The sequence below is a fragment of the Paenibacillus sp. CFBP 13594 genome (assembly GCF_014842675.1).
Lineage (GTDB): Bacteria > Bacillota > Bacilli > Paenibacillales > Paenibacillaceae > Paenibacillus > Paenibacillus amylolyticus_B.
Genome location: NZ_JACYVQ010000041.1, coordinates 1 through 310, shown reverse-complemented (window position 1 = coordinate 310; position 310 = coordinate 1). Strand labels below are relative to the sequence as shown.

Sequence of the window (310 nt, the reverse complement as noted above, 5' to 3'; positions counted from 1 at the left end):
GAGGTAGATAGGCTGGGGGTGGAAGTGCAGCAATGCATGGAGCTGACCAGTACTAATCGGTCGAGGGCTTATCCAATAGCAAGTGATAATTCGCGTGTTTCGTTTCGAATCTAGTTTTCAGAGAATGATCTCTGAAATGAAAATGGGTACATCACAGAACGTGTGTATGATTTTCAGTTCCATATCTGATTTCAAGAAGCTATGCTTCGACAAATCGCGTTTGGTGGCGATGGCGGAGGGGTTCCACACGTACCCATCCCGAACACGACCGTTAAGCCCTCTAGCGCCGATGGTACTTGGACCGCAGGGT

The 310-nt window shown here is 48.7% G+C and carries 1 rRNA gene; it reads left to right on the top strand.

Going from position 1 to position 310, the window contains the following annotated elements:
* Nucleotides 1-219: 219 nt before the first annotated feature.
* A 5S ribosomal RNA gene (rrf, locus tag IFU39_RS32550) occupies nt 220-310 on the top strand; the annotation flags it as partial.